Source organism: Micrococcales bacterium, from assembly GCA_009784895.1.
Classification (GTDB): domain Bacteria; phylum Actinomycetota; class Actinomycetes; order Actinomycetales; family WQXJ01; genus WQXJ01.
This window is the reverse complement of the sequence record WQXJ01000091.1, coordinates 1-3,817: the sequence shown is the minus strand read 5'-3', so window position 1 is coordinate 3,817 and position 3,817 is coordinate 1. Positions and strand designations below refer to the sequence as shown.

The following is a 3,817-nucleotide window of genomic DNA, read 5'->3' as shown; positions in this document are numbered from 1 at the left end:
CCAAGCTAACCCCAAGCGGCATCGAACTAACCATCACCACCCCTTAGCACCCCCTGACCCCCTGACCCCGGCCCACTGGCCTCCTGCCCACTGACCCCCTGACCAGCCCCTTCACGCGAGTCCGAGGTTTCGCATCACTCCGGCCGCACCTTCCCGGACCGCTCTCTTGACGCGAGTCCGAGGTTTCGCATTACCCCGGCCGGACCGACTCTTCGTGTAAAGCCCTAACTCGCGTGCCGGGGAAATGCTGTCAGGCCTCGGACTCGCGGTTGGGCGGATGGGGAGCACCGAGGATGGCGCGGATTTTGGCCAGGCGATCAGCTACATGACGCTCGAAACCACGGTCAGTGGGGCGGTAGTAAACCTTGTCCTGCACATCATCGGGCGCGTAACGCTGGGTGGCGACGGCGTGTGGCTCGTCGTGGGCGTAGATGTAACCCTGGCCGTGGCCAAGACGCTCGGCCCCGGCGTAATTCGAACCGCGCAAATGAGGCGGCACCGGGCCGGCTAGGCAGGCCCGGACATCAGCCAGGGCCGCGTCAATCGCGGTGTAACTGGCATTCGACTTAGGGGCAGTGGCCAGGTGGACCACGGCCTGGGCCAGAACAATTCGGCCTTCGGGCAGGCCAATCATCTGGACCGCCTGGGCCGCCGCCACGGCCGTTTGGAGGGCTGATGGGTCAGCCATGCCAACATCCTCACTGGCCAAGATGATCAGACGACGAGCGATGAAACGAGGGTCCTCCCCAGCCTGGATCATCCGCGCCAAATAGTGCAGGGCAGCGTCCACATCCGAGCCACGAATCGATTTGATGAAGGCCGAAATCACGTCATAGTGCTGGTCACCGGCCCGGTCGTACCGGACCAGAGCCACGTCCACGGCCTGCTCGACCAGGGCAGCGTCGACCAGGGCCGGTCCTTGTGTGCTGCGGCCGGCGCCGATATCAGGACCGGCCTTTGACGCCGGCTCGGCGGTCGAAGCGGCCTCCAATCGCCGCCCCGGCTCGGCCTCGGCACCAGATCCACTGGCCGAGCTGGCTTCAAGGGCCGCACCGGCGGCGGCCTCCAAAACCATTAGAGCCCGCCGGGCGTCGCCACCGGCCAAGCGGACCAAATTGGCCCTGGCTGGCGGTGCCAGGGTGATCGAACCGGCCAAGCCGCGCGGGTCTTCTATTGCCCGGTCGACCAGCCGGCCAATCGACTCCTCATCTAGTGGTCTGAGGGTCAACAAAATCGAACGCGAAGCCAGCGGCGTGATAATCGAAAACGACGGGTTTTCCGTAGTCGCCGCCACCAAGGTGACTAGCCGGTTCTCGACGCTAGGCAGCAGCGCGTCTTGTTGGGCCTTAGAAAAGCGGTGAACCTCATCGATAAACAGAACCGTCTCTTGACCAGATGTGGCCAGGCGTCTTTTGGCCTCATCGATCACGGCCCGGATGTCCTTGACCCCGGCACTAACGGCACTCAATTCGACGAAGGCACGGCCAGATGAACCGGCAATCAGATAGGCCACGGTGGTTTTGCCGCTGCCAGGCGGGCCCCACAGGATAAGCGAAGCTGGCGCCGCCCTACTAGGGGACTCGGCATCGGGCGCCGCCATCAAACGCCGCAAAGCCGAACCGCTGGCCAAAAGGTGGTCCTGACCAAATACTTCATCCAGACGGCCGGGACGCATCCGCACCGCCAACGGCGAGCGCCAAGACGGCGCGGCGCCGGGCTCGGAGGCCAGAGCCGAATCGAACAGGTCCACCCGAACAGCCTACGCGGCTGGGTGCGAGTGACCGCGGTGAGGCGGATTGGTGGCAGCGCCCAGGCGGGCCTAGTGGACCCGCAACACGGTGGCGCCATGCCACTACGCTGGACGGGTGTTCACCCGGCTTGGCCGTGGCATTGTGCGCCACCCGATTATCACCGTGGTGGCTTGGGCCGTGGCGCTGGTGGCCGGTTGGGGACTGGCGGTTTTTGGCGTCACCGGTGAAGGCATTTTTGACCGGGTCGAAGACGCGGCGCCGCATGACCCTGACTCTGATTCGGCCCGCGCCGACACCATCTTGATTGAAGCGCAAGGCTACGCCGAATCGATTTTCTTGATGGTGACCAAAGTTGACTTGGCTAACCCCGAAACCCTGCAGAAACTGGCCGGAGCATTGGAGCCGGTGCGATATGAAGTGGGCCAGATCGCCGGCGTAGCCCGGGCCGAGGATGGCCAGGCACCTTGGGTAATAGACCCGCTCAACCCTTCCTTCTGCGCTGATCCAGCCGCACCGGACAAACTGGCCTGCGCGCTGGGCAATGTGGCTGTGATGCCGTGGATCGCCCAGGATCAACGTGGCCTCGAAATGCAGGTCAACATTGCCCAAGACCCCGATCCCGCCGTGGTGGCCCAAGCTACTAGTGACGTAGTTGCCCGCCTGCAACAAGCCGCGGCCGATCTGCCGGGCCAGGTACCGGGAGCCGAGGCCATTGTGGGCGGCTCGCCACTGGTCATTGACGAGCTGATCAGCCAAATGGAAAGCGACATGATGACCGGCGAGATGCTGGCACTGCCGGTAGCGCTAATCGTCATGGTCGTGGTTTTCGCTGGTTTCCTGGCGGCGGCCATGCCGATAATCGGAGCCTTGGTCTCGATTGGTTCGACCCTCGGAGTGTTGTGGGCCTGGTCTTTCGCTTTCGCGGTCGATTCGTCGGTGATCAACGTTGTCACGGCCTTGGGCCTCGGTCTGTCAATCGACTACGGCCTGCTGGTGGTGTCGCGCTATCGCCAAGAATTGACAGCTATCTATGCCGCCGGCGAACCAGTGCCCAAAGCTGGGCCTGAAACCAAGACTAAAGTCAAGACCCTGACCCGGGGCCAGCTCCGGAACCAACAGCACAGCCGGGCTAAACCGACGCACCGGGCGATTGTGGCAACGATGGCCACGGCCGGGCGAACGGTCTGCTATTCGGCTGGGACAATTGCGGCCTGCGTCGCCGGGTTAATGGTCTTTAGGCCAACCATCTTGCGGATTTTTGGCTTTGGCGGGCTGCTGGTCGTGCTGTTCGCGCTGCTGACTGCCGTCACCATGGTGCCGGCCGTGCTGGTCTTGCTGGGCGACCGCTTAGCCCGGCCTTCGCCGCTAGTTCGCCTGCCTTTTCTCAGGCGGCTGTCCGGCGCCATGGCATCCAAGCCCAGCGACACCGGCCTGCTGTCCCGCCTGGCCGGTTGGGTCCAGCGACGGCCCTGGTATGTGATTGCCGGGGTGCTGGTGATATTGGCCGGCCTGTCGGTGCCGGTTTGGCATATGGAGGTGCGCAACGGTGGGGTCGACATGTTGCCGGCCGATGCCGTTCAACGCGGCTATCTCGACGAGCTGACCAGGAACTACCCCATCTACCAGCCAGACGACGTCTTGGTGGTGTCGCTTGGCTCGGCCGACGCCACCGCGCAGTGGGCTCAAGAACAGCTAGTCGGTCTCAAAGGGGTAGCTCCCCGGCCGGCCGACCAGTCTGGTGGCATTGTCCGGGAACAAACCGGCTACCCCACCATCAGCCTCGAAGTCGATCGCAACGACCCGGCCGGACCTGAGGCCAGGGCATTGGTCGAAGCCATCAGGGATCTGAAACAGCCCGACTTCGAAATCCTGGTAACCGGGCCAGCCGCCCGCCTGCTTGACTACCAGGCGGCCCTGGCAGCTGGCGCCCCCTGGGCGGCCTTGTTGATCGTGGTGGCTGCCTTCGTCTTCCTGTTCATGATGACCGGATCGGTCCTAATGCCGTTCAAGGCCTTGATCACCAACTCACTGTCACTGTTGGCCAGCTTAGGTGTGGTGACCTGGCT

2 protein-coding genes are annotated in these 3,817 nt (G+C 63.8%); one reads left to right on the top strand and one right to left on the bottom strand.

All coding sequences use genetic code 11. The annotated features are described in order from the left end of the window. Positions 1–250 precede the first annotated feature (250 nt). Positions 251–1,750 carry a replication-associated recombination protein A gene (locus FWD29_09930; protein MCL2804247.1) on the bottom strand — a complete coding sequence of 500 codons (1,500 nt, stop codon included), beginning with the start codon at positions 1,748–1,750 and terminating at the stop codon, positions 251–253. Between the two features lie 115 nt (positions 1,751–1,865). On the opposite strand from FWD29_09930, the gene FWD29_09925 reads away from it, so the two are divergent. After that, positions 1,866–3,817: MMPL family transporter (locus FWD29_09925; protein ID MCL2804246.1), on the top strand; the 1,952-nt coding region annotated here is incomplete at its 3' end.